Raw genomic sequence first — 24,376 nt, forward strand, 5'->3', positions numbered from 1 at the left:
TTTAAGGTCTAGTTCTTTTGTTCTTCAGTTGGTGGCTCATAAGGTATTTCCTTTTTAGATAAAATTCGTCTATATCTTGCAGGATGAAGTTTAATATCTAATAAAAGTAATTCCATTTCCTTAGATGCTGCTTCTAAATTATTATATAATGATTCGTCATTAAGCAGTTTGCCAATTGTACCTTCACTATTATCAATACTTGCAAGCATATTTTGAACACCTACTAAAGTTTTATTTATGTTATCAATAGTTTCAGATAGCCCAGCTTCTTTAATTTCATTAGAAAGCTCACTCAAATCTTTACTTGTCTTATCGAAATTGTCAAGTACAGATGCTATTTTCTCATCGTTTGCCTCTATTACATTCTGAATCGACTTAGACAGATCCTTAAATGATTTTAGTGTTTCATTGAGCTCAGCAATGGTATTTTTAAGGCTTCCTTCACTTTCATCAATAACCATGGCATTAATACTTGTCATAAGTGTATCTGCCGAACGAATTGCACTATCTAAATCCGTACTGATTCCGGAAAAATTATTTTTCAAAGTTGTTATTAATCCTGGTTGTACTTCTGAAGGTATAAAATCACCAGATTTCGCTATGTCATTATCGTTAGCCCTAATAATAGCCAAGGCATTACCACCCATCAGACCTGTTTCGTATAATCTAATCGTACTGTTTTTAGAAAATTTAAGCTTAGGATTTACCGAAAATTCAACACGAGTTTTCCCAGACTCAAAATCGTACTTAATATCTTCAATTTTACCGACTTTATTACCACGAATTGTTACTGGTGAAGACATACTAAGGGCGTTATAATCAAACTCAGTATAGTAGTTCCGTGAATCAGTAAATAGGTCTTCGCCTTTTAAATATGAAAATAGATATATAAAAAGTGCTATTCCCGAAAGTACAAGAATAGCGGTTTTAATTTCTCTAGAGATCTTCAATTGTTTTCAATTTGATTGTAAACAAAATTAGGAATATTTTTATTAATAATGTTTCTAATTAGTTGTCGATTTAAGCACATCCGAAACATCTACCTTTTCGCCATTTTTATAGGCAACTACAAAGCTCGAAGTATAACCCTTGGTTTTAGCCTCTTGCAATAATTGATTTGCTTTAATATAATCTGAAGTTTTGCCGTAAAAATATTTATACAAATTGCCAACCTTATCTTTTGTTATGTCTGTAAGACCATTAAAATTGTAGGATTTTGGTGCCAAATTTTTAGAACTTGCTGCAATTTGAACCTTAAAGGTTACGCCATCATACACTTGAGTCAATTCTTGAACACTTCCAGGTAATTCACCGTTTAGGCCAACTATATTAGTACCTATATTCTGGTCTAATTCCTTCTTGTAATTAATAATTGCATCCTTAATTGCATTGGCCATTGATGACTGACCTTTCTTAGAATTTAAATATGCGCCCTCTCTTTTATTGGTTAAAAATCCAACTTCAACCAGTACACTTGGCATATATGTGTTTCTTATAACTAGTAAACTTGCCTGCTTTAAACCTCTACTTTTCCGTTTGGACTTACCTATAAAATTATCTTCTATTTTACGCGCCAATACTATGCTCTGCTCTACATAGACTTCTTGTTCAATACCAATTGCTATGGTTGACTCAGGTGAACTAGGATCAAATCCTGCATAATTTTCTTCATAGTTTTCCTCTAAGAATATCACCTCATTTTCTCGTTTGGCCACTTCAAAATTTCTACCTGTATTCTTCTCGCCCAAAACAAAAGTTTCTGTTCCATATGCTTGAGAACTATGTGCATTACAATGTATAGATACAAATAGATCAGCGTCCGCCTTGTTTGCTATATTAGCTCGCTCGTATAATTCTATAAAAACATCCTTTTTTCTCGTATAAATAATCTTTATATCATTGTTATTCTCTAGGGCTTTGCCCACCTCCAAGGCAATCTTTAAAGCAATATCCTTTTCTTTATGTCCATTTCCCAAATTTCCTGGATCACCACCACCATGCCCTGCATCTATAACAACTACAAACTTATCATCTTGTTGTGCCTGCAATAAATCAAACGATGTTAAAGAAGTGATAAATGTAAAAACTAGAAATACTATTATATAGCTACGTTTCGTTTGCATATTTAATCTAACGGTTTAGAATCTCGGTTATTACTCAATTTTACGAGTAAATAAACATTTTTAAACTTTGTAATATTAATAATTAATCACAAAAAAATATCTGTACTTTTGGCGTTTCAAAAACCGAGCCATACTTTTACAAAAATACATTTAAAAGGATTGCGTACAAATAGCCTACACATACTTTTTACCGTGAGTTTTACAGTGCTTATCAACACTTTGAGCTTGGCGCAAGAATTACCAAAAAAGAACAAAAAAATTCCTGCAAGAGAATTAGATGATCGCATGCCAGTAAGGGCAGATTCATTAATTAACAGACCAGTTAAAACAATAGAGATAGACACTACTGAACAAGATTCTATAAAAAAAGACGAATTTCTAAAGGACGTCGTTACTTATAAGGCTTCTGACTATGTAGCAGTTAACCAAAAAAAGCAAAAGATTTATTTATTTAACGAAGCAGTCGTTAAGTATGAAGATATGGAAATTAAAGCTGGTGTGATTGAAATTGATTACAGTAAAAATTTAGTTTATGCTGGGCGATTAAAAGATTCTACTGGTTATTCACAAAAACCTGTGTTTACCCAAGGTGCAAATGTTATTGAACCTGATTCAATCATTTTTAACACAGATACTAGAAGAGCTTTAATCTTTAATTCTGTCACTGAGCAAAGTGGTGGTACAGTTATCGCAGAACGTACCAAACGCGAAAATGACTCTGTCTATTTTATTGGTAGAGGGAAATTTACCACATCAGAGAACATAGAAGATCCGGAGTATTACATATTAATGAATAGGGCTAAAATCGTACCTAATAAAAAAATTGTTACAGGTATGAGCCAAATGTATATCTACGATGTACCAACTCCTATTGCCATACCGTTTGCATATTTCCCAATGTCAAAAAAACAAACCTCTGGTATTATTTTCCCCTCTTTTGGTGAAGATACTGGTAATGACAGAGGTTATTTTTTACAGAACGGTGGTTATTACTTCGCTATAAGTGATTATTTAGATCTGGCTATTTTAGGAGACTATTATACAAATGGAAGTTATGGCTTTAGAATAGATAACAATTATGCAGTGCGTTACAAGTTTAGAGGCAACATTAGTTTTAGATATGAAAACTTATTGAATAGTGAACGTGGTTTCCCTGATTTTGCACAAAGCACAATCTATAATTTTAGATGGTCGCATAGTCAAGACGCAAAGGCTAATCCAAATTCTAGATTTTCTGCTTCGGTCAACTTGGGTAGTTCTCAATATTATCAGAGATCTATTAATCAGCTCAACCAATCTAACTTTTTAAATAATACATTAGCGTCTTCAGTTTCATATTCAAAAACCTTTCAAGGAGAACCACAGGTTAATTTAAATGTTACTGCAACCCACTCTCAAAACACCAATACTGAATCTGTTAATTTAACGTTGCCAACAGTACAAGCTTCCATGAGCAGGATTTTTCCATTTGCTCCTAAATCTGGTGCTAAAAAGGGAATCATTCAAAATATAAACTTTCAAGTTAATACAAGAGGTGAGTATCGTATCAACACAACAGATTCCTTATTTGGTAAGAGTGAAATGTTTGATGATGCCATTGCTGGTATGAAACATAGTATTCCGTTGACAACTAACTTTAAAGTTTTCAACCATTTTAGTGTAAGTGCAAGTACAAATATTGAAGAAACATGGACATTAAACACCATTAGACGCTTTTACGATTCAAGTTTAGATGAAGTTGTTACAACAGATATAAATGGTTTTGATAGATTTTTAACCTACAATTTTAGCACCAGCATAGGTACTACACTATATGGAATGTTTAATTTTGAAAAGGAAGGAAAAACCCCAAAAATACAAGCCATACGGCATGTTATACGACCCTCTCTTTCATATAGTATTACTCCTGCATTCAATCAATACTATGAGACCTATGATGTTATTGATGCTGATGGTACTACAACAGAAGAATATACCAGATTTGAAAACTCCTTGTTTGGTAGGCCAAGTAATAATTACTCTAGTAGTGTTGGGATGTCTATTGGTAATAATTTTGAGGCTAAAATACGCGACAAGGATTCCACCAAGACTGAACCTAAGAAAGTGTTTCTACTTAATAACTTAAACTTTGGAACTGCATATGATTTGGCTGCAGACTCATTAAATTGGAGTCCTGTTAGAGTTACTGGTGGTACTCAGATTCTCAATAAAAAGATGAACATAAACTTTGGGATGACCTTAGACCTTTATGCTCTAGATAGCAACAACAATAAAATCAACACCTTCAATGTTGATAATGGAGGGAGTTTATTTAGGTTAACCTCAGCTAATATGAATATCAGTTACTCCTTATCAAATGAAAGTTTTGGTGGTGGTGACGATGATGAAGAAGATAGTGCCTCCTCGAGAGAAGCAGCACGGTCTGGTGGGCGAACAGACGGTCTATTTGGAAAAACACAAGACTTTGCGGACAAGCGGCTTTCAGATAGAGATAGGGATAACAAGGAGGAGGAAGAAAATAATGAGTTCTACAATTACAAAATGCCTTGGTCCTTACGTTTATCTTATGCTGTTAATTATGCTAATACAAGACGACAAAACCAAATTTCTTCAAACTCTTTAATGTTTTCTGGTGATGTAGAATTATCACCACGTTGGTCTATAGGTGCTTCTTCTGGTTATGACTTTCTCAATAAAGGATTTACGTTTACACAATTACGTTTTGAACGGGATTTGTTGAGTTGGCGAATGAATTTTACTTGGGTACCATTTAGTGATAGATCATCCTGGAATTTCTTTATAGGTATAAAATCTAATTTATTAAAAGACTTAAAATACGACCAACGTCGTCAACCAGACCAGCAATTATAAAGCTAAATTGGTTTATCTGATTTGACTTGTATTTTCCTAATTTTGATTAACTGACAATCATTCTTAAAAATTAACGATGAAAAAAATTATTAACACTTCAAAAGCGCCTGCTCCAATAGGGCCATATAACCAAGCTGTATTAACTGGGAATACGCTTTACACTTCTGGCCAAATTGCACTCGATCCTGAAACTATGGAATTGATTACTGATTCCATTGAAGCTGAAACCACTCAGGTTATGGAAAATATGAAAGCTGTATTAGCTGAAGCAGGATTGACTTTTGAGAATGTTGTTAAGACTTCGATTTTTATAAGCGATATGAATAATTTCTCAAAGATTAATGAAATCTATGGAAAGTATTTTGATGAAGCTACAGCACCTGCAAGAGAAACTGTTGAGGTTGCAAACCTACCAAAGTTTGTTAATGTTGAAATAAGTATGATTGCGATAGTTTAATTACTTAAAAAATTGCAATTATTTTGAAACTCAAAAAAGCAGAACTTAAGGACTTCTTAGATGCCAAAGTAGAGCTATACAACAATCCGAAATTCATAGATTCTGACCCAATCCAGATTCCTCACAAGTTTTCAAAAAAAGAAGACATTGAGATTGCTGGGTTTTTAACGGCCACTATCGCTTGGGGAAATCGTAAAAGTATAATAAATAATGCCAATAGAATGGCAGAATTGATGGACCACTCCCCTTTTGAATTTGTTATGCAACACCAAAAATCAGATTTAGAACAACTTAATGGTTTTGTGCATCGCACCTTTAATGAAATAGATTTTAAACAATTTATAAAAGGCCTTCGCCATATTTATGAAAAGCATGATGGTTTAGAATCAGTATTTGCAAAGAATGCTACAAAGGATTCTTTGCAGAAGAGTATTCATAATTTCAAACAGTGCTTTTTTGAAATCAACCATTTAAAACGCACTGAAAAACATATAAGTGATCCACTAAAAAATTCAGCTGCTAAACGCATTAATATGTTTTTACGTTGGATGGTGAGAAATGACAACAATGGTGTGGACTTCGGAGCATGGAAATCTTTAAACCCATCACAACTTAGCTGTCCATTAGATGTACATTCTGGTAATGTTGCTAGAAAGTTAGGATTATTAAAGAGAAAACAAAATGATGCTAAAGCACTATCAGAATTAGATAATTCACTACGCAAATTAGACCCAAAGGATCCAGTAAAATATGACTTTGCTTTGTTTGGCCTTGGAGTTTTTGAAGGGTTTTAATTCTAGCATAGCTTTTTAGTATCTTTAGCATTCAAAAAAAATCTCAAATGAAATTTTACATCAAACTGTTCTTTATATTTTTTTCAATATGCTCAATTAATGCTCAAGATTTAAAAATTCCTGTTGACACAACTATTGTTACAAATGGTTCTGTTACGATTAAGGACAAGCAAGTTAATTATAAAGCCGAAACAGGCTTTCAACCAGTTTGGGATGAAGAAGGAACCATGATAGCTTCACTTTATTACACGTATTATAAGCGTACAAATGATAAGCCAGCCAATAAGCGTCCTATTATTTATTCATTTAATGGTGGACCAGGTTCAGCATCAGTATGGATGCACTTGGCTTATACAGGTCCTAAAATTTTAAAAATTGACGAGGAAGGATATCCTATTCAACCTTATGGTGTAAAAGACAACCCTAATTCTATATTAGATGTAGCAGATATTGTATATATAAACCCAGTTAACACAGGTTATTCTAGGAAAATTGCTGGTAAGGATGGTAAGATGCCCGAGGATAAATTATTCTTTGGTGTTAATGCAGATATAAAATATTTAGCAAGTTGGATGAATACATTCACAACAAGACATAATCGTTGGGAATCACCAAAATATATAATTGGTGAAAGCTATGGAGGTACCCGTGTAATGGGATTGTCCCTGGAGTTACAAAATAGCCAATGGATGTATTTAAATGGTGTTATCCTTGTATCTCCAGCAGATTATAAGGTTCTTCGAGTTGGAGGTCCATTATCATCGAGCTTAAACCTACCCTATTATACTGCAGCGGCTTGGTATCATAAAGTCTTACCTAAGGAGTTACAATCAAAAGATTTACTTGAAATCTTACCTGAATCAGAAGACTTTGCCATTAATGAACTTATACCTGCACTAGCTAAAGGTGGTTTTATCGATAATGACGAAAAACAAAGAATTGCAAAGAAAATGAGTTATTATTCTGGTCTTTCTGAAAAGGTGATTTTACAACAAAATTTAGACGTCCCTAACCGTTTTTTCTGGAAAGAGCTTTTAAGAGACAAAACAGGACAAACCATTGGACGGTTAGATTCAAGGTACCTTGGATTAGATAAGGTAGAGACAGGAATAAGTCCAGATTATAGTGCGGAATTAACTTCATGGTTACATAGCTTTACTCCAGCAATTAATTCTTATATAAAGAATAAGTTAGGTTTAAATATAGACGTTAAGTATAATGTTTTTGGTAACGTTGGCGATTGGGATAGAACCAATGACAATACTAGAGATAATTTGAGACAGGCAATGGCTCAAAACCCATATCTAAAAATTATGACTCAATCTGGATATTATGATGGTGCAACTACTTATTTTTCAGCAAAATACTCACAGTGGCAAATTGATCCTAGTGGAAAGATGAAAGATAGATTTTATTTTAAAGGGTATCGAAGTGGTCACATGATGTATTTGCGTAATGAAGATCTTATCAAGGCCAACGATGATTTAAGAGAGTTTATAATTAATTCATCTTCTAATGGCAAGGCTGCCAAGTATTAGCATCAATGGGTGAAATAATTGGAGAGTTTATATTTTATGTACTATTAAACTATATAGGTGGTACCACAAGATGGATATTTGGAAGTATTTGGAGATCCTTATTCAACAAGCCCAAATACACATACAAAGAATACATATACGGACCGCAAGAACCAGATTTCTATGATTCTGCACATACTTTTATAAATGGTGCTATCGCAGTTGTTTTTGTTATTATTTTAGTTGTCATATTTACATAAAAAAAGCCTCCAATATGGAGGCCTTTACTTTTTATGAATATATAATTATCCTTTTAACCAAGCATTTCTTAGTGCTACCTTATCTTCAGATGCATTTTCATCTTCAATTAGAGATTCACTTTCAGCAGTGGCTTTGGTAAGTTTCGTTTTAATTGAAACTGTTTCTCCTTTTCTATTTAATTCTACATCAATCTCCTGCCCTTCTTGCCATCCAAACATACCTGTAATGATCTGTTGAGCGTTCATTAAAGTTAAATCTTTACCATTTACCTTTTTAATAACATCACCAACTTGAACGCCTTGTGAAGCCCAAAATGAATTCTTCAATGCCATTTCAGAAAAGAATATTTCACCTTTTTGTGGATCAGCATCAAAAATGATGTTTTGACCACCAGCAAAAATATAATTAGTAGGCACTTCAGAATTACCATAGATTAAACCCACCATTTCAAAAAATTCATCATAATTAATTGGTACATCACCTTCAACATGTGTTTTAAAAAATTCGCCAATACTAGGATAGGTCATGGATGTGATCTCTGCTATAATATTATCGTCTTCAAAAGGCTTATTCTTTCCATATTTGTTAGACAATTCTTTCATTAATGAAAGCATACTTCTTTGGCCGTTACTTTCCTTGCGCATTAAAATATCTATACACATACCAATTAAAGCACCTTTCATATAAACGTTATAATAGTTTGAAGCATAAGGTTCATCTAATACATTTTCACTCATAATAGTGAAACTCATAGCGTCATCTAAGTTCTTTGAAGTCGCTATTTTTTGCATCGTTGTATTAAAAAATTGGTTATTGTCTATGAGCCCTTCATATACTTGAAAATGTTGAGCAAAATACTCGGTTACACCTTCGTACATCCATAAATGTTTAGAAAATGTAGGCTGGTTATAATCAAAATAGTGTACATCTTCAGAATGAACTGATAAAGGTGTTACAATATGAAAAAATTCATGCGCTACAACATCTATCATTTGAGCTTTTAGGCCTTCTAAAGAACTATCTTCTGGAAAAACCACGACTGTTGATGTATGATGCTCTAACGCACCAAACCCTTTTGGTGAAGTTTCATCACCACGAGATAAATACACATATATATCATATCTAGGAGTACTATTAATGTCGCCTAAATACGCTTTCTGGGCTTCCATCATTTTATATACCGTTTCTTTTAGACTAGAAGCTGTATGTTGATTTGATGGAGAATATAAACTCAATACAATTTTAATATCACCAACCATAAATTCTTCGACATCTAGATTGCCATACATCATCGGGTTATCTGTAATATCAAAATAACGAGGCGCATAATAACTACTTGTAATTGATTGACCATCTTCAGAAGTTACAGTACCTTTACTTTCTAAAGCAGAAGTTCTTACAAAATCAGCTGGTGCCGTAACATCTAATGTGTACTGATTCTTTTTCAAAGAATCAAAGTAACCTATAAATCCATGTAAGTTTAAAACATAATTTTCTGGTTCTATATTTGTTCCTGCAGGCGAAAAGGGCTGTTCTCCTTGTATACCACCACTGGTCTCAATATCATATGTGTCATTTACATAATATTCAATTTTATCTAATTGTGTAGCATTTTGTATAGACCATGAGTTTACGTCTATTTTTGAAACTTCCAATTCACTTCCGTCATATCCAAGAGCTTTAAAATCATCTACATACTTACCAAAATCACTAACAGAATATGTACCCTGAACAACTCTAGGTAATCTGTAGATAGCTGTTTCGGTTGTAAATCGTCCTGGATTTACAGTCACAGGAACTTTATCATTTGTAACGTCAGATAAATTAAGCGAGGTTTCTATTGGGTTACTTACTGCTAAATCATTAACTTTTGGTTTTACAGATCCACAAGCAAATAAAATAACACTTAGTCCAAAGAGGGCAATATACTTCTTCATATTTAATAAATTAATTTTCTACATGTCGCACAAATCTACAACCTGTTACTCCTTATAATCTAAAGGTTTTGTTAAATTCGTGCCATGTCAAAACCAATAATAAGCATATTAATACCCTTTAAAAATACAGAAGCATTCATTGAAGAATGCTTACAATCAGTTATTAATCAAAGTTGTACAAATTGGGAAGCTATTTTTGTAGATGACAATTCTAATGACACATCTTACAACATTGTTGAACACTATTGTTTAAAGGATAACAGAATAAAACTTTTAAAAAATAACGGATCAGGTATCATTGAGGCATTGAGAACAGCCTATAACGAAAGTAAGGGAGATTATATCACAAGAATGGACAGTGATGATATAATGGCTAAAAACCGTCTTATTTATATGCTTAATGATCTATCTAAATTCGGTAGAGCACATCTTTCTATAGGTTTGGTTAAATACTTTAGAGAAGATGGTATAAGTGATGGGTATTATAAATATGAAAAATGGATTAATGGCTTAACTAAAACTGGTGAAAATTATTCTGAAATCTACAAGGAATGTGTAGTGCCTTCTCCTTGTTGGATGTTACACAGGGAAGATTTTGATAATTGTGGTGGGTTTTTACCAAATCTATACCCTGAAGACTACGATCTTACCTTTAGATTTTACAAGTCTGGTTACAAATGTATTCCTTGTAATGAAGTATTGTTGCATTGGAGAGATTACAGTGCAAGAACATCTAGAACGCATGAGCATTATGCTCAAAACTACTTTTTAGATATTAAAGTACGTTACTTTTTAGAGTTAGATTATGACAAAACAAGACCGTTGACAATTTGGGGTGCTGGTTCAAAAGGCAAAACTGTTGCACAACTACTATTAAAAAGTAATATTCCTTTTCATTGGATCTGTGATAACCCAAAAAAAATAGGAAAACACATCTACGACCAACAATTATTAAACTTTGAATACCTTAAGCAACTTAACAATCCACAAAGTATCGTAACAGTTGCGAATGAAGAAGCTCAAAAGGAAATTCGTTACTACTTCTCTGAGCAGAAAATGGCATCAATGGTAGATTATTTCTTTTTCTGTTAAATTTCTCAAAAGTGCCTTACAGTTATCATTATGCATTTTCTATATTTGACGTTATAACATAGGTTAAGAGGAATGCAGTTTAAACATCCAGAATTACTTTACGCTTTATTTTTACTGATTATTCCAATTCTTATTCACTTATTTCAGTTACGTCGTTTTCAAAAGGTAGAATTTACCAACGTTAAGTTTTTAAAAGCTGTAAAATTACAGACTAGAAAAAGTTCGCAGATAAAAAAATGGTTAACGCTTCTGACAAGGTTATTACTGCTGACATCCGTTATTATTGCCTTTGCTCAACCTTTTATTTCTAAAACTGATAAGTTTAACCAAAAACAAGAGACTGTAATCTATTTAGATAATTCCTTTAGTATGGAGGCTAAGGGTCGTAACGGTAGTTTGCTAAATGAGGCCATACAAGACTTAATCAATACTGTACCTGAAGACGAAAAAATTAGTGTTTACACAAATGACAAATTATTTACAGATACTAGTATTAAAGCCATTAAGAAGGACCTCATAAATTTACCATATTCTAATAATCAAATTAATTACGGTGCGGTTATCTTAAAGGGAAAGCAAATGTTTTCAAACGATGGCAGTGCTGAGAAGAATCTTATTCTAGTTTCCGATTTTCAACAAAAATCCAAACCATTAGATACAGGCGTTGACAGTATTATAGGTATATCGTTGGTGCAACCTATATCTAATCTCATCGCAAACGTAAGTATTGACAGTATATACATAGCCGATTCAAATGCCGAGACTTTAGATTTAAATGTTAGGCTTACCAGCTATGGAGATCCTATAGACAATATTAGTATCTCATTATTTGACAATGACGAATTATTGGCAAAAAACTCAGTAAATATTGAAAATGAAACAGAAGCAACCTTTACGATAACAAATAATACTGAAATTAATGGTAAGTTGGTCATTGAAGACGCAGGATTACAATATGACAATGTGCTATACTTTAACATTGGAAAAAAACCAAAAATAAAGGTCCTTGTAATAAATGAAAATTCAAGTGATGATTTCTTAAATAGAATATTCACTGATGATGAATTTGAATTTAATTCATTCAATATAAATGCGCTTAATTTTAACTTAATTAAAGATCAAGATTTAATCATTATTAATGAACTAGAATCTATTTCTTCAGCTTTGATTTCCGCTTTAGATGCATTCAAAACGGATGGTAGAAGTGTTTTAATTATTCCTTCAAATAATATATCTTTAAATACTTATAATCAATTATTTAAAAAATTAAATTTATCATTATTTGTTGATAAGATAAATTCTACAAAGAGAATTACTACAATTAATTATGATCACCCATTGTTGCTTAATTCCTTTTATACCAGAGTTACCAATTTCCAATACCCAAGAGTGGATTTTTCATTTAAATTTGCATCAAATATTAATGGAGTTTTATCCTATGACGATGGCTCGACTTTTTTTCAAGGAATCAATGGTAGTTATGTATTTGCTTCGGCCATTAACAGTGATAATTCAAACTTCCAAAACTCACCATTAATTGTTCCTGTACTGTACAATATAGGCTTGCAAAGTCTTAAATTACCAAAGCTCTTTTATACAATTGGAGCGCCTAACTCCATTGCCATTGAAACCAATATTGGACAAGATGATATTTTAAGTTTACATTCTAATGATGCTTCAGTAATACCGCCTCAAAAAACTTTTAGCAAATATGTTATTTTAGAGACGCAGGAATTTCCAACAGATGATGGTCTTTATAGCATAAAAAATGATGATGAAAATCTCCAAAATATTAGTTTTAACTATGATAGAACCGAGAGTAATATTAATTACATAAATATAAATGCATTAGACAATATATCTATAGATAATAGTCTCTCCAAAACAATAAATACAATAAAAAGTAATGCAAATGTTAATGCGCTATGGAAATGGTTTGTTATTTTTGCTCTAGTATTTTTGATTATAGAAATACTTATTTTAAAATATCTTAAATGAACGCACTCATAAAATCTGCAACTGTCGTTGATTCTAAAAGTGATTTTCACAATGAGACAGTTGATATTTTAATTGAAAAAGGTCGTATCGCTAAGATTTCCAAAAGAATTTCCAATCCTAATAATTACAGAGAAATAAAACTAGACAACCTCCATGTTTCGCAAGGCTGGTTTGACAGCAGTGTTTCTTTTGGAGAGCCTGGATTTGAAGAAAGAGAAACAATTGAAAACGGCCTAAAGACGGCTTCAAAATCTGGTTTTACTTCTGTTGCTCTAAACGCCAATTCTTATCCAGTTATTGATAGTTATGCTGATATTACTTTTGTTAAGTCAAAGGCATCAAACCATGCAACTACTCTTTTACCTATTGGTGCATTGACAAAGGAAAGCAAAGGTATTGATCTTGCAGAGCTTTATGATATGAGTAATGCTGGTGCGGTAGCTTTTTACGACTATCAAAAACCAATTGGCAATCCTAATCTAGCCAAAATTGCTCTGCAATATGCAAGTAATTTCGATGGCTTAATATGTTCCTTCCCACAAGAAACAAAGATAACAGGTGCTGGTGTTGTAAATGAACATATTAATAGCACCAAACTAGGTCTAAAGGGAAACCCCAATCTTGCTGAAGAATTGCAAGTTGCAAGAGATTTGTTTTTATTAGAATATACAGAAGGTAAACTACATATACCTACTATATCAACTGCCAAATCAGTAGAGCTTATTAGAGAAGCTAAAGCAAAGAAACTTGATGTCAGTTGTAGTGTTGCAATTCATAATTTAATCTTTACTGATGATGTTTTGTCTGATTTTGAAACTAATTATAAGGTCTTACCTCCTTTGAGAACAAAACAAGATTGTGAAGCATTAATTGAAGGATTAAAGGATGGTACTATAGACATGGTAACAACAGACCATAATCCTATTGATATAGAAGATAAAAAAGTAGAATTTGATTTTGCTAAATACGGTACTATAGGTCTCGAATCCGCTTTTGGCGCATTACAAACGTTATTTACAACCAAAAAAGTAATTGCTTTACTTACACAAGGAAAATCAAGATTTGGAATTGAAGAAAATCCTATTAATGTTGGTGAAATTGTAGATTTAACCTTATTCAATCCTAATACTAGCTATACATTCTCCAATTCTAGTATAACGTCAAAATCAAAAAACAGCGCCTTTATTGGTCAAAACCTTAAAGGTTTGGTTTATGGTATTATCTCAAATAACAAAATTGTCATAAAATAATGAACCCAAAGACTGTACAAGAGGGCAAAAACTTAAGCATAGTTGCTTACTTAACCATAATAGGTGTTTTGATTGCTTTTTTTATGAATCAAGAAAAGCGAAACCCTTTTACATTTTTTCATGTAAGACAGAGTCTTGGTCTTTGGCTAATGTATTTCATTTTTGGATACGTTATTAGTGGATTTGATAGCTGGATGCTCACCTATTCTTTTTGGATTTTCTTTGCCGTATTATTTTTATATGGAATATTAGGAGCGGTGTCAGGAAAAGCTAATAGTATTCCAATTCTTGGTGATTTTTTTCAAAAATTGTTTAAGTCCCTTGGCAGTTAATTATGAATAATCTATTCTACGTAAAACGCCCTTCATCATTAAAATCTAAGGCTCCATTATTAATTATGTGCCATGGTTATGGAAGTGACGAAAATGATTTGTTCTCTTTTGCACAAGAGCTACCAGAAGAAGTATTCATTATTTCATTGAGAGCACCTTACAGAATGCAACCTTTTGGCAATGCATGGTATGCAATAAACTTTGATGCTGAAAAAGGAAAATGGAGTAATAACGAACAAGCTAAAGAATCCGTAAAGCTAATTGCTGAATTTATAGATTATGCTTGCACAAATTATTCTGTAGATTCTAACAACGTCACATTGTTGGGCTTTAGCCAGGGCACAATATTAAGCTATGCTGTGGCATTAAATTATCCTAACAAAGTAAAAAATATAGTTGCTTTAAGTGGTTATATTAACGAAGATATTTTACCTAAAGATCTGAACAAAGAGGACTATAAACATTTAAACTTCTTTTGTTCCCATGGCACAGTAGACCAAGTAATTCCTGTTGATTGGGCTCGAAAAACTCCCAGATTTTTAAAAGCTTTAGATATTAACCACATTTACTCTGAGTACCCAGTTGGTCACGGTGTTGCACCTCAAAACTTTTATGATTTTAAATCCTGGTTAGAGAAATATATCTAATTGTTCATAGGATACAAAAAGTAATCAACTAGCTTATACTTTAATTCATTGTTTTCGTCAATTTCATAATTGACAAAGATTTCCCCCCAATTCTCTGTATCAGTAAAATCAGCGATAATCCATTTGTGATTTAGTATTCTCACCTTATTGATTACCATTTTAGACTCTGTCATGGATACATACGGTACAATAGGATGATCTTCTCCCTTATAATTATTCATGCTATATAATCCATCAATTATTGCCGGAATTAATTCCTCAGTTTTATAGCCTTTATCTTCAAAAAAGGTCAAGGCTTCTTCATTACCATTAATGCTGAAATGATTTAATTCATAATTCTGATCTTCTAATAGATTGATATTTTCTTCCTGTCCAAGGATATTAGTTTTATAGGTTTGTATATCCTTTTCATATTTATCTATTATATTTTTCGAATTGACATACTGAAAAACAATAAGTAATACCGAAAACAAAAACAGGTACATAAAAATTCTCTTCTTCATTTTTAAATATGTATTTGTAGGTTATCGTAAGCTAAAAAAACGTTTTTAGGTAGTTTTTGTTGTGCTTCGTCATGAAATCCCAGATGATGACTAATATGAGTTAAATAGGCACGCTTAGGATTTACATTACTTATAAATTCCAGCGCCTCTTCCAGATTAAAATGAGATATATGAGGTTCTTCCCGTAACGCATTTACCACAAGAACATCTAAATCTTTTAATTTATTCATCTCTTCTTTTGATACTGTTTTCATATCAGTTAAATATGCAAAATCTTTAAATCTAAACCCAAAAACCTGAAGCTTATGGTGTAGTCCGTCTATAGGCAAAACCTCTAAGTCACCAGCCTCAAATGGTTTATTGGATATTATGTGTTTTCTAACACTAGGAACACCTGGATACTTCGCTTTAGAAGTAAAGATATAATCAAATCGCTTTTCTAAAGCTTTAAAAACTCTCTTATGTGCATAAAGTGAAATATCACCTTGTCTAAAAAAGAATGGTCTTATATCGTCTAATCCCATGGTGTGATCCGCATGTTCATGCGTGAATATTATACCATCGATTTTAGTGACATTGGCATTTAGCATTTGTTGTCTAAAATCTGGTCCACAATCTACAACAAATGTATAGTCATCCCACTCTACTAATACTGAAACTCGCAATCTTTTGTCTTTTGGGTTTTCACTTAAGCAAACAGGATGTTTACTGCCGATAATGGGTATTCCTTGTGACGTACCAGTTCCTAAAAATGTTATTGTCAAGACTGTTAAGTTTAAAACAAAAATAAGCTTATTTTTTTGTTTACCACTGTAAAATAGTACCTTTACGGCATTATGAAGAACCCAAATTCTATGGAAGACATAAGGTACAAAGGTGACTTTGAAATAGAAAACATACCTTCATTAAAGGACAAAGCCTTACGTATTAATCTTAACAAAGATATTTACGGAACATTTGCAGAGATTGGTGCTGGTCAGGAAACTGTACGCCAATTTTTTAGAGCTGGTGGTGCATCTGGTACTATTGCAAAGACCATGTCTGCTTATGATAAAGACTTTAGCGATGCCATTTATGGTATTGAAGACGATAAGCGCTATGTAACCGAAGCAAGGTTAAGAAAAATGCTTAATCACGAGGTTAATCTTATTGAAGAACGTATAGGAAGAGAGAAGCATCCAAACAAGATATTCTTTTCATATGCCAATACAGTTGCAACAATTGATTTTGCTAAGAAATATAAAGGTCATGGTTGGGTTGGAATTAAATATCAAGTAGCTCCAGATCAGGAATATAATGATATTGTTATACATATTCGTTTTAGAGAGAATGATGCAAGACTGCAACATGAGACGCTAGGTAAATTAGGAACTAACCTTATTTATGGTGCATTCTACAAATACAATCAACCGCGCAAATTATTACGCTATTTATACGATCATTTAGATAAAGACCAATTAGAAATTGATACTATCAATTTTTCTGGTCCAGTTTTCGAAAATGTTGATAACAGATTAATGAGTTTGCAACTTGTTAAAAACGGCATGACTGATGCTGTGATGTTTGCTCCAGATGGTAACAACGTATTGCCAGCAAGAGTATTATACAAAAAGAACATCCTTGCACTAAGAGGTAGCTTTAGACCTGTTACAAAGGTAAATATGGACATGTTTGAGAAATCATACGAAATGTTTATCAAGGAAAATAAGGTTGACAAAGAGAAGACGCAGGTTATTTTTGAGATTACACTCTCCAACCTTAGAGCTGAAGGAGAAATAGACGAACAGGACTTTATGGACAGGGCTCGTCTATTATGTTCACTTGGCCAAACCGTTCTGATTTCTAATTTCCAAGAATATTATAGGTTAGTTGAATATTTTTCTCAATATACCAGAAATAGAATGGGACTTTCAATGGGTGTAAACAATCTAATTGACATTTTCGATGAAAAATACTATCGCCATTTAAGTGGCGGGATATTAGAAGCCTTTGGGAAGTTATTCTATAAAGATTTGCGTGTTTACCTTTACCCTATGGAAAATGAGGATGGAACACTAACAAATAGTGAAAATCTTAAGGTTCATCCACGTATGAAAGAATTATATAAATTCTTTAAATACAATGGGAAAGTTGTAGATATTCACGATTATGATCCATCTATCCTTAGAGTTTTCTCCAGAGAAGTCTTACAGAAAATCACTAGTGGTGAAGAAGGTTGGGAAGAAATGCTACCTGAGGGTGTCGCAAAATTAATCAAAGAGAAATCACTTTTCGGTTGTGAAACTGAGGAAGTATTAAGATAACCTCTACGACTCTTATTTTTAAATCTCATTAAAGTTTATTTTGTTTTCAGATTATTGAAAGTTGAAAACGTGCTTTGACTATAATTACTTATTTTTAGTCTTAGTAATCAACTGCAAATCAAAAATCACCTTCTGTATGAACAAAGTACCAAGAACTATTGTTGTTATTTTGACTATTTCCATGTCTATCCTCTCATGTAGGGATAATAAAAGCAAAGAAAATAATCAAATAAGGAAACAAATTGAGGGCAATGACCCTTGGAATCTTGTTTGGTCTGATGAATTCAACACAGAAACTATAAATTTAGACAATTGGAATTTCCAGGTATTAAAAGCTGGTCAATTTAATGATGAGTGGCAACGATATACCAATAGTAGCGCTAATGCCTATATTGAGGATGAATGTTTAGTGATTAAAGCAATTCATGAGAGTGACATCCATGGTATGAATCAGTATTCATCTGCTAGACTTCATACGGCCAATAAGCAAACTTGGGAATATGGCAAAATTGAGGCTCGTATTAAACTACCTAAGGGTAAAGGAATATGGCCTGCGTTTTGGATGTTGGGTGCTAATATTGATGAAAACGGTGGTGATACACCATGGCCACAATGCGGAGAAATAGATATTTTGGAGTTGTATGGCACTAAAGATGACTCTGTCATTGAAGCAAATTTGCATTATGCAGATCAATCAGATTCTCATGCTATGATGGGTGCAGTTTCTTATAAATTAAAGGAAGGAATATTTGCAGATAATTTTCATGTATTTGGATTAGAATGGGATGAAAATAAAATCTCGTGGTTTGTGGATGGCCAAGAATTTGCATCTACTTCTATATCAGATAATGAACGGTCAGAATTTCACAAAGAATTCTTCATACTACTTAATCTTGCCGTTGGAGGTACATATGCAGGGCGGCCTGATTCTTCTTCCCCTTTCCCACAATATATGTTTATTGATTGGTTAAGAGTATATCAAAAAACAAATGCTCAATAGTAACTTCTGACTAATTAAACTTATTATAGTATTAAGTCATAAAGCCTATTTTTAAATGACATATATTCTAAAAAATAAAACAATAGAACTTCATATTGATAATCCTTTAGAGAACTACAACTTTTCACGTTTTGACTGGACAGGTAAAATTAAAACTGTAAAATATAAAGGATTGCTCGTAACAGGAGATGAAAAGACAGATCCTATGGAAATACCTCATTTTGGAAGAGGTTTCTATAATGAGTTTGGTATAGATTCTCCTATTGGTTATCAAAACCTCAAACAAGATGATTGGTTTCATAAAATAGGTGTTGGACTATTAAAAAAGGAAGAGTCAGAGTACTTCTTCATGAAGAAGTATGAAATACAACCTGCAAATTTTGAGGTAAATGTTGATTCAGAAAATATTCATTGTACATGTGAATCTAAGTTGCATAATGGATATTCTTACCTCCTCGAAAAGGAAATAAGACTTTCGGGTAATGGTTTTATAATAAAGTACTATCTCAAAAACACAGGTAAAAAAACCATTATTACAAATGAGTACGTTCATAACTTCATGTCTATCAATAAAGCATTGATAAGTGAAGACTATAAATTAATCTTAAACTTTAATATGAACCCTCAATTATTTAGAGATACCGTTAATCCTGACTTAGTTGTAACATTTGAAGACAATAAAATAAATTTTAAGAGTAAGCCAAAAAGCGACTTTTTCTTTAGTAATCTTTCAGGTGGTAAGTTAGTAGATGCTCAATGGAAGTTAGAAAACTTAAAAAATAATATTGGAATTTCTGAAAAAGGAGATTTTAAAACTAACACTATTAATCTATGGGGCACTGGTCATGTAATAAGCCCTGAACTCTTTATTGATATAAATTTAAAAGCTGGAGCATCCAAATCTTGGACAAGAACCTATACTATTTACGAATTAACCTAATGTCCAAAATTATCAATAGGTTTTTAATTATAGATTAGTACCTTAGATGCTGATCTTATAACAGCCAATAAGATAAATTCATTAACTAACCAACCATTAAAATGAATAAACAATCACTATTTATCATTCGTATTGCACTTATTGTAGCATTAGGAGGTTTTTTGATGGGATTTGATGCATCTGTAATTTCTGGTGTAAATAAATTCATTCAAATAGATTTTAACCTAACTGATATAGAACTTGGTTTCTCAGTAAGTTCACTTACTATTATTGCCGCTTTAGCAATGATGATTTCTGGACCTTTAAGCGACCGCTTCGGGAGAAGAATAATGCTTAAAGCATGTGCAATTGTATTCACAATATCTGCCATAGGATCTGCCCTAGCACCAAATTTTTCACTTTTTCTAATTTTTAGAATGCTAGGTGGTTTTGGTGTTGGTGCCTCACTAATTTTAGCACCAATGTATATTGCTGAAATTGCTCCACCTGAACAAAGGGGAAGGCTAGTTTCCTTTAATCAATTAAACATTGTACTAGGTATTACCATTGCGTTTTTTAGTAATTACTATATTTTGTCATTAGCTGATTCTGATGCGAATTGGGTACAATCTTTAGGAATTGCAGAGAACAATTGGCGTTGGATGTTAGGTATAGAAGCCTTGCCTGCAGTATTATACTTTTTCGGGTTATTAACTGTACCTAGAAGTCCAAGATGGTTAATAATGAAAAATCATTTAGTTGAGGCAAAAAAAGTACTTCAGAAGTTTTATACTGATGATCAAGTCGAAAAAGATATGACAGCTATCCAAGATTCATTAGAATCTGACAAGAATAAAGAGAAAGTATCTGTTATGGAAATCTTTAAACCTGCAATGAGACTTGTTATTACAATTGGTTTGGTTGTAGGTATACTTCAACAGATTACTGGAATAAATTCGGTGTTTTTCTATGCGCCTATGATTTTTGAGCAATCAGGTATTGGTACTGACGCCTCTTTTATTCAAGCTATTTTAGTAGGTGTTACCAACTTGGTTTTCACCATTTTAGCAATACTTTTAATTGATAAATTAGGACGTAAACCTTTACTAACTTTTGGAGTTGCAGGAATTGGTGTCTTTATGGTACTACTAGCATACGGTTTTAATTCTGCGACATATTCACTTGACAATGATAAGATAAATCAACTTTCAAATATTGAACTAAGGGAAGACCTTGTTGTTCTGGCAGGTAAATCATTTAAAAATGACGTTGCATATAAAAATGAACTGAAATCCATACTAGGAGTAGAAAGAGCAAAACAAAATGAATCAGAATTAATCACTGCTGCAATTAGTATGAATCCATCTCTGATACTAATGGGTATTCTTGGATTTGTAGCTTGCTTTGCTATTTCTCTTGGACCAGTAATGTGGGTGCTATTTTCAGAGCTTTTCCCTTTAAGGATAAGAGGTGTGGCAATTTCGTTTGTAGGGTTCGTTAATTCTGCGGTTTCAGCAGCTGTCCAGTTTATTTTCCCATGGGAATTATCAACTATTGGAAGTGCAATGACCTTCTTGATTTATGGCTTATTTGCCTTTGCAAGTTTATTTTTCATTATTAGAGTAATTCCAGAAACCAAAGGAAAATCATTGGAAGAACTTGAAGCGCAATTGGTAAAATAGTTTATTACGAGACTTTATAAAATCAGATTCTAACTTACTAGAATCTGATCTGTATGTGCCTTAGTTTTCACTTTAGTGATTACATTTTCTAAAATACCGTTTTCATCAATAACAAAGGTAGTTCTATGAATGCCATCATACTCCTTACCCATAAATTTCTTTGGGCCCCAAACACCAAATGCTTCAATTACAGCTTTATCTTCATCAGCTAACAATGGATACTGAAATCCATATTTAGTTTTGAAATTTGATTGACGCTTTGCACTATCTGCACTTACACCTAAAATTTCATAGCCTTGAGCTTTAAAACGATCATAGTTATCATTAAGGTTACATGCCTCTACCGTACAACCTGGCGTACTTGCTTTTGGATAAAAGAAAACTACCAGTTTTTTTCCTTTATAATCTGATAATGATATATCATTTCCTTGTTCATCCTTGGCTGTAAAATCTGGTGCCTTATCCCCTATTTTTAAATGCGTCATAATGCTTAATTTTGTTTTTGTAAAAATACGATGAATGACTAAGCAAGAAAAGGTACAATTTGTTATAAATACGTTAAATGAATTGTATCCAGAAATACCAATTCCATTAGAACATAAAGATCCATATACTTTGTTAATTGCGGTTTTAATGTCGGCCCAAAGCACTGACGTAAGAGTTAATCAAATAACACCACTGTTGTTTGAGCGCGCAGATAATCCACATGATATGGTAAAACTAAGTGTTGAAGAGATAAGAGAAATTATAAAACCTGTAGGGCTATCACCAATGAAGAGTAAAGGCATATATGGGCTATCTCATATTCTTATTGATAAACACAATGGTAAAGTACCCCAAACTTATGAAGAATTAGAGGCATTGCCTGCTGTAGGCCATAAAACTGCCGCTGTAGTTTTATCACAAGCATTTGGTATACCTGCCTTTCCGGTAGATACGCATATTCATAGATTAATGTATCGTTGGAATTTAACCAATGGCAAAAACGTAGTCCAAACCGAAAAAGATGCTAAACGTCTATTTCCTAAGAAATTATGGAACGATTTACACCTTCAAATTATTTGGTATGGCAGAGAATATTCACCAGCTCGTGGTTGGAATATCGATAAGGATATTATTACTAAAACTATTGGAAGAAAATCAGTATTAAATGCTTATTACAAAAAGAAAAGTTAGGTTTTGTTGGCATAATTATTGATTCCTAAAAGGGAAATTATCAATCAATGAAAAATTTCCTTCTAATTCTGTTTTCTGTTACTATTGTTTCTTGTATTCCTGTTAGAATTGCTCCTAAATACAAAAAGGAAGGCTTTAAAATTAAAAAGGCAAAGAATTTTAAACACATGCTACCAAAGGAAATGGCTTATATATTTAAGGATTCAAAAGATGAAAATGAATTCTATAATTTTATTAATACAAAATTTCAACTTAATAATATCGACGTAGACTATGATGTACCGTTTCAAATTAACGATAAATATTATTTTATCACTTTTTATGAAGTGGAAATACCAGACAAATCAATAAATATACTGCCAATGTTTGTTGATGTATTAACATCAAATAATATAGAGACAGATTTGTCTGAAGTTTACTTTACAAGAAAAGGCAACTGGTATATAGTAGCTATTGTATTGGATGATGAATCTGAGAATTGTTTAAATACATCTTACCAAAATAGAAAAGAGATAATACTTTATTTAAATACTTTGAGACAAGAATATTTGAACACAAAGAATTATGAAGAATTATTATTTGCAAAAAAATCCTGATTTTTTCAAACCAGGATTCTTTTTCCAACTTAATTTAGAAGTGCTTCAAACTTCAATTTATTATAATTTATAACACTTAAAGCCTTAGAATAATTCAAAAGGAAACTTACAGTTTCATCTTTTGGTTTTAGGTTAACATTTTTTGGGGTATTCGTAGAGTAAATTTTTTCCATATTAATAATTTAGGATTTATTATATGGTTATAACGCAACCTATTCTACTTTATTATATCAATTTGTTAAAACAATATTATTTTGTTCTATAACCTTACGCATATTAATAAGTGCATACCGCATTCGTCCTAATGCAGTATTGATACTAACACCTGTTCTCTCCGATATTTCCTTAAAACTCATATCTTGATACATACGCATCATAAGAACTTGCTTTTGATCTGCTGGTAATTCCTCAATTATTCGTCTCACATCTTCTTCTACTTGTTCCTTAATAATAGATTTTTCAGCATTTAAACTAGAATCACTTAAAACTGAAAAAATGCTAAACTCTCCTGCATTATCAAACTTTGGCATTCTACTATTCTTTCTAAAGTGATCAATGACTAAATTGTGGGCAATCCGCATAACCCATGGTAAAAACTTACCTTCTTCGTTGTATTTACCTAATTTTAAAGTCTTTATAACTTTAATAAAAGTGTCTTGAAATATATCTTCCGTGATATCTCTATCATAAACCTTAGAATATATAAAACTGTATATTCTTTGTTTATGTCTTTTAATTAATACTGCTAGAGCATTTTCGTTGCCTTGTATGTAATTTGATACCAACTCAGCGTCTTGGATAAGTTCATTCTTCATAATAATTACTTTAACACCTAATAACTAGGCTATTAGGATTGGGGTTTTTAGCTTTTTAATTAAAGTAATTCTATGCTATACGCTGTGTTTTTTAATTGAATAC

General features: G+C 32.4%; 23 protein-coding genes. 16 read left to right on the forward strand and 7 right to left on the reverse strand.

Annotated elements, in window-relative coordinates:
- Positions 1-8: 8 nt before the first annotated feature.
- Positions 9-950 (reverse strand): MlaD family protein, encoded by a 942-nt coding sequence (locus tag ACFWV9_RS15370; RefSeq protein ID WP_411896120.1) that lies wholly within the window; start codon positions 948-950, stop codon positions 9-11.
- Positions 951-1,004: 54 nt separating this feature from the next.
- Positions 1,005-2,123, reverse strand: a complete 1,119-nt coding sequence (locus ACFWV9_RS15375) for an N-acetylmuramoyl-L-alanine amidase (RefSeq protein ID WP_411896121.1) — start codon at positions 2,121-2,123, stop codon at positions 1,005-1,007.
- Between the two features lie 108 nt (positions 2,124-2,231).
- Here ACFWV9_RS15375 and ACFWV9_RS15380 point away from each other — a divergent pair, with 108 nt between their 5' ends.
- The 5 genes from ACFWV9_RS15380 (at position 2,232) to ACFWV9_RS15400 (ending at position 8,022) form a co-directional block, all read left to right on the forward strand.
- Positions 2,232-4,994, forward strand: a complete 2,763-nt coding sequence (locus ACFWV9_RS15380) for a putative LPS assembly protein LptD (protein WP_411896122.1) — start codon at positions 2,232-2,234, stop codon at positions 4,992-4,994.
- Between the two features lie 76 nt (positions 4,995-5,070).
- Positions 5,071-5,451 (forward strand): RidA family protein, encoded by a 381-nt coding sequence (locus ACFWV9_RS15385; protein ID WP_411896123.1) that lies wholly within the window; start codon positions 5,071-5,073, stop codon positions 5,449-5,451.
- 17 nt (positions 5,452-5,468) lie between these two features.
- Positions 5,469-6,245, forward strand: a complete 777-nt coding sequence (locus ACFWV9_RS15390; RefSeq protein ID WP_411896207.1) for a TIGR02757 family protein — start codon at positions 5,469-5,471, stop codon at positions 6,243-6,245.
- A gap of 47 nt (positions 6,246-6,292) precedes the next feature.
- Entirely contained in the window at positions 6,293-7,783 is a 1,491-nt protein-coding gene (locus ACFWV9_RS15395) for a S10 family peptidase (RefSeq protein WP_411896124.1), read from the forward strand.
- A 5-nt stretch (positions 7,784-7,788) separates the two neighbouring features.
- Positions 7,789-8,022, forward strand: coding sequence for a hypothetical protein (locus tag ACFWV9_RS15400; protein ID WP_411896125.1), 234 nt, complete (start codon positions 7,789-7,791; stop codon positions 8,020-8,022).
- Positions 8,023-8,067: 45 nt separating this feature from the next.
- Here ACFWV9_RS15400 and ACFWV9_RS15405 read toward each other — a convergent pair whose 3' ends face one another.
- Positions 8,068-9,960 carry a peptidase M61 gene (locus ACFWV9_RS15405; protein ID WP_411896126.1) on the reverse strand — a complete coding sequence of 631 codons (1,893 nt, stop codon included), beginning with the start codon at positions 9,958-9,960 and terminating at the stop codon, positions 8,068-8,070.
- 84 nt (positions 9,961-10,044) lie between these two features.
- On the opposite strand from ACFWV9_RS15405, the gene ACFWV9_RS15410 reads away from it, so the two are divergent.
- From ACFWV9_RS15410 to ACFWV9_RS15430, 5 genes are all read left to right on the forward strand, one after another.
- Positions 10,045-11,052, forward strand: coding sequence for a glycosyltransferase family 2 protein (locus ACFWV9_RS15410; protein ID WP_411896127.1), 1,008 nt, complete (start codon positions 10,045-10,047; stop codon positions 11,050-11,052).
- Between the two features lie 72 nt (positions 11,053-11,124).
- On the forward strand, positions 11,125-13,050 hold the full coding sequence (locus ACFWV9_RS15415) for a BatA domain-containing protein (RefSeq protein WP_411896128.1): 1,926 nt from the start codon (positions 11,125-11,127) through the stop codon (positions 13,048-13,050).
- Complete coding sequence (locus tag ACFWV9_RS15420) at positions 13,047-14,300, forward strand: dihydroorotase (RefSeq protein WP_411896129.1); 1,254 nt, start codon at positions 13,047-13,049, stop codon at positions 14,298-14,300. The genes ACFWV9_RS15415 and ACFWV9_RS15420 overlap by 4 nt, the downstream gene beginning before the upstream one ends.
- Complete coding sequence (locus tag ACFWV9_RS15425) at positions 14,300-14,632, forward strand: hypothetical protein (RefSeq protein ID WP_411896130.1); 333 nt, start codon at positions 14,300-14,302, stop codon at positions 14,630-14,632. Before ACFWV9_RS15420 ends, ACFWV9_RS15425 begins: the two co-directional genes overlap by 1 nt.
- Positions 14,633-14,634: 2 nt before the next feature.
- Entirely contained in the window at positions 14,635-15,279 is a 645-nt protein-coding gene (locus ACFWV9_RS15430) for an alpha/beta hydrolase (protein ID WP_411896131.1), read from the forward strand.
- Here ACFWV9_RS15430 and ACFWV9_RS15435 read toward each other — a convergent pair.
- Both ACFWV9_RS15435 and ACFWV9_RS15440 read right to left on the reverse strand, forming a co-directional pair.
- Positions 15,276-15,782 (reverse strand): hydrolase, encoded by a 507-nt coding sequence (locus ACFWV9_RS15435; RefSeq protein ID WP_411896132.1) that lies wholly within the window; start codon positions 15,780-15,782, stop codon positions 15,276-15,278. The genes ACFWV9_RS15430 and ACFWV9_RS15435 overlap by 4 nt on opposite strands.
- Before the next feature lie 2 nt (positions 15,783-15,784).
- Entirely contained in the window at positions 15,785-16,546 is a 762-nt protein-coding gene (locus ACFWV9_RS15440; protein ID WP_411896133.1) for an MBL fold metallo-hydrolase, read from the reverse strand.
- A gap of 90 nt (positions 16,547-16,636) precedes the next feature.
- Here ACFWV9_RS15440 and ACFWV9_RS15445 point away from each other — a divergent pair, with 90 nt between their 5' ends.
- The 4 genes from ACFWV9_RS15445 (at position 16,637) to ACFWV9_RS15460 (ending at position 21,686) form a co-directional block, all read left to right on the forward strand.
- Positions 16,637-18,085 carry a TonB-dependent receptor gene (locus tag ACFWV9_RS15445; protein WP_411896134.1) on the forward strand — a complete coding sequence of 483 codons (1,449 nt, stop codon included), beginning with the start codon at positions 16,637-16,639 and terminating at the stop codon, positions 18,083-18,085.
- Between the two features lie 136 nt (positions 18,086-18,221).
- Complete coding sequence (locus ACFWV9_RS15450; RefSeq protein ID WP_411896135.1) at positions 18,222-19,085, forward strand: family 16 glycosylhydrolase; 864 nt, start codon at positions 18,222-18,224, stop codon at positions 19,083-19,085.
- A 55-nt stretch (positions 19,086-19,140) separates the two neighbouring features.
- Positions 19,141-20,025: a hypothetical protein gene (locus ACFWV9_RS15455; RefSeq protein ID WP_411896136.1), complete on the forward strand. Its 885-nt coding sequence runs from the start codon at positions 19,141-19,143 to the stop codon at positions 20,023-20,025.
- A 101-nt stretch (positions 20,026-20,126) separates the two neighbouring features.
- Positions 20,127-21,686 (forward strand): sugar porter family MFS transporter, encoded by a 1,560-nt coding sequence (locus ACFWV9_RS15460; RefSeq protein ID WP_411896137.1) that lies wholly within the window; start codon positions 20,127-20,129, stop codon positions 21,684-21,686.
- Between the two features lie 29 nt (positions 21,687-21,715).
- On the opposite strand, the gene bcp is transcribed toward ACFWV9_RS15460, so the two are convergent.
- Complete coding sequence (gene bcp / locus ACFWV9_RS15465) at positions 21,716-22,171, reverse strand: thioredoxin-dependent thiol peroxidase (RefSeq protein WP_411896138.1); 456 nt, start codon at positions 22,169-22,171, stop codon at positions 21,716-21,718.
- 34 nt (positions 22,172-22,205) lie between these two features.
- Between bcp and ACFWV9_RS15470 the strand changes: the two genes are divergently transcribed.
- Both ACFWV9_RS15470 and ACFWV9_RS15475 read left to right on the forward strand, forming a co-directional pair.
- Positions 22,206-22,862 (forward strand): endonuclease III domain-containing protein, encoded by a 657-nt coding sequence (locus ACFWV9_RS15470; protein ID WP_411896139.1) that lies wholly within the window; start codon positions 22,206-22,208, stop codon positions 22,860-22,862.
- A 47-nt stretch (positions 22,863-22,909) separates the two neighbouring features.
- Positions 22,910-23,458, forward strand: a complete 549-nt coding sequence (locus ACFWV9_RS15475) for a hypothetical protein (protein WP_411896140.1) — start codon at positions 22,910-22,912, stop codon at positions 23,456-23,458.
- A 230-nt stretch (positions 23,459-23,688) separates the two neighbouring features.
- On the opposite strand, the gene ACFWV9_RS15480 is transcribed toward ACFWV9_RS15475, so the two are convergent.
- Positions 23,689-24,273, reverse strand: coding sequence for an RNA polymerase sigma factor (locus ACFWV9_RS15480; protein WP_411896141.1), 585 nt, complete (start codon positions 24,271-24,273; stop codon positions 23,689-23,691).
- Positions 24,274-24,376: the final 103 nt, after the last annotated feature.

Source organism: Winogradskyella sp. A2 (assembly GCF_046762865.1).
In the GTDB taxonomy this organism is placed as follows: Bacteria; Bacteroidota; Bacteroidia; order Flavobacteriales; family Flavobacteriaceae; genus Winogradskyella.

Coding starts and splice junctions, on each gene's coding strand:
- ACFWV9_RS15375 (WP_411896121.1), bottom strand. CDS start 2,123: ATGCAAACGAAACGTAGCTATATAATAGTATTTCTAGTTTTTACATTT.
- ACFWV9_RS15435 (WP_411896132.1), bottom strand. CDS start 15,782: ATGAAGAAGAGAATTTTTATGTACCTGTTTTTGTTTTCGGTATTACTT.
- ACFWV9_RS15430 (WP_411896131.1), top strand. CDS start 14,635: ATGAATAATCTATTCTACGTAAAACGCCCTTCATCATTAAAATCTAAG.
- ACFWV9_RS15450 (WP_411896135.1), top strand. CDS start 18,222: ATGAACAAAGTACCAAGAACTATTGTTGTTATTTTGACTATTTCCATG.
- ACFWV9_RS15395 (WP_411896124.1), top strand. CDS start 6,293: ATGAAATTTTACATCAAACTGTTCTTTATATTTTTTTCAATATGCTCA.
- ACFWV9_RS15400 (WP_411896125.1), top strand. CDS start 7,789: ATGGGTGAAATAATTGGAGAGTTTATATTTTATGTACTATTAAACTAT.
- bcp (WP_411896138.1), bottom strand. CDS start 22,171: ATGACGCATTTAAAAATAGGGGATAAGGCACCAGATTTTACAGCCAAG.
- ACFWV9_RS15415 (WP_411896128.1), top strand. CDS start 11,125: ATGCAGTTTAAACATCCAGAATTACTTTACGCTTTATTTTTACTGATT.
- ACFWV9_RS15470 (WP_411896139.1), top strand. CDS start 22,206: ATGACTAAGCAAGAAAAGGTACAATTTGTTATAAATACGTTAAATGAA.
- ACFWV9_RS15385 (WP_411896123.1), top strand. CDS start 5,071: ATGAAAAAAATTATTAACACTTCAAAAGCGCCTGCTCCAATAGGGCCA.
- ACFWV9_RS15425 (WP_411896130.1), top strand. CDS start 14,300: ATGAACCCAAAGACTGTACAAGAGGGCAAAAACTTAAGCATAGTTGCT.
- ACFWV9_RS15460 (WP_411896137.1), top strand. CDS start 20,127: ATGAATAAACAATCACTATTTATCATTCGTATTGCACTTATTGTAGCA.
- ACFWV9_RS15480 (WP_411896141.1), bottom strand. CDS start 24,273: ATGAAGAATGAACTTATCCAAGACGCTGAGTTGGTATCAAATTACATA.
- ACFWV9_RS15475 (WP_411896140.1), top strand. CDS start 22,910: ATGAAAAATTTCCTTCTAATTCTGTTTTCTGTTACTATTGTTTCTTGT.
- ACFWV9_RS15410 (WP_411896127.1), top strand. CDS start 10,045: ATGTCAAAACCAATAATAAGCATATTAATACCCTTTAAAAATACAGAA.
- ACFWV9_RS15445 (WP_411896134.1), top strand. CDS start 16,637: ATGGAAGACATAAGGTACAAAGGTGACTTTGAAATAGAAAACATACCT.
- ACFWV9_RS15420 (WP_411896129.1), top strand. CDS start 13,047: ATGAACGCACTCATAAAATCTGCAACTGTCGTTGATTCTAAAAGTGAT.
- ACFWV9_RS15455 (WP_411896136.1), top strand. CDS start 19,141: ATGACATATATTCTAAAAAATAAAACAATAGAACTTCATATTGATAAT.
- ACFWV9_RS15405 (WP_411896126.1), bottom strand. CDS start 9,960: ATGAAGAAGTATATTGCCCTCTTTGGACTAAGTGTTATTTTATTTGCT.